Source organism: Pseudomonas sp. P39-UII1, from assembly GCF_039672635.1.
In the GTDB taxonomy this organism is placed as follows: Bacteria; Pseudomonadota; Gammaproteobacteria; order Pseudomonadales; family Pseudomonadaceae; genus Aquipseudomonas.
The window spans coordinates 1-1,271 of record NZ_JBDFPP010000049.1 but is presented as its reverse complement, the minus strand read 5'-3'; the positions used below and the strand labels follow the sequence as shown (position 1 = coordinate 1,271).

Below are 1,271 nucleotides of genomic sequence, written 5' to 3'. Positions count from 1 at the left end.
GGGCAAGCCCGCTTGTATGGTAGGACTTGAAGGGAGGAGGAGGGACATAGCTCGCTTCTGACTGTTCGCAGCAGTACAGACCGTGGGAGAAATCACCCCTCCTCCTTTCAACACCCAAGCGCCGATAAGGAATGCCTCGTGAGCAAGCGACGATAGATGCAAGCCTGCGCCAGGGTGTGCCCTTCAAGTCCCACTACGCTACAAGGAGCAGCTATCCATGGCAATGTCCGTAACACCATTCGAAGCTGGCGTGGATACCGCCAAAGATGAACTGGTGATTCAAAGCGCTCCGGATACAAAACCCTTCGCCATCCCAAACACCCCAAAGGCGATCAGGGCTTGGCTGAAAACATTGCCTAGCGGCTCAGCGCTGGCCATTGAGGCGACGAGCACCTACCACATGGAGATGGCCGAGCAGGCTCATGCTGCTGGATTCACGGTGTATGTGGTGGACGGCCTAAGGTTGAGCAAATACCGGGAAAGCATCGCTTTACGTGCGAAAACAGACGCACATGATGCTGCGTTACTGGCTCGCTACTTGAGCAAAGAGCGCAGTTCCTTGAAAGCCTGGACACCACCGCCAGCAGGGCACCGCAAAATCCAGGTGCTGCTGCGCCGCCGTGCCAAACTCGTGGAGATTCGCGGCATGCTGCGTATGAGCTGGTCGGGCGACAAGTTGTTCGCTTCCGAGCTCAAGCGCATGGAGAAAGCCATCAAGAAAGCAGAGATGTCGCTGGAAAAGGGGCTGCGCGAAGTGATCAAAGAGGCTGGACTCCAAGATCAGTTAAGCCGTGTTCAGCAACTGCCAGGGGTTGGCTTCCTGACTGCCGTCGGTTTGGTGATGTCATTCATGAGAGGTGACTTCGCCAACAGCGATGCTTTTGTTGCCTACCTTGGCATGGATGTGACGGTTGCCCAGTCCGGCAAATGGTCTGGCAAGGGCAGATTGAGCAAACGCGGAGACGCGGAGGTTCGCAGGCTGCTGTACAACGCATCGATGAGCGGTAGTCGAACCAAGACCTGGAAGCAGTTCTACGCCCATCATCTGGGACGCGGGATGAAGACTACCCAAGCCTTTGTGATTCTGGCACGCCGCCTGGCCAGGCTAGCCTTCGGCCTGATGAGGCATCAGGCAGACTGGAAGCCAGAGGTGTACACAGGAGGTGCCAAACCCGTCAGCTAAAGCTGGCTGGGCTGCTACGCAGCCCACTTGAGGGCCCCCAAGCTGCACCCAAACACTCGAAGGACTTTTCAGGTGCGATGCCCCATGC

At 57.0% G+C, this 1,271-nt stretch carries 1 protein-coding gene; it reads left to right on the top strand.

Annotated elements, in window-relative coordinates:
• Nucleotides 1–217: 217 nt before the first annotated feature.
• Nucleotides 218–1,183 (top strand): transposase, encoded by a 966-nt coding sequence (locus ABEH27_RS25640; RefSeq protein WP_346616242.1) that lies wholly within the window; start codon nt 218–220, stop codon nt 1,181–1,183.
• Nucleotides 1,184–1,271: the final 88 nt, after the last annotated feature.

Bases quoted from the DNA above. Each gene is read 5' to 3' on its own strand.
- ABEH27_RS25640 (WP_346616242.1), top strand. From the start codon at position 218: ATGGCAATGTCCGTAACACCATTCGAAGCTGGCGTGGATACCGCCAAA.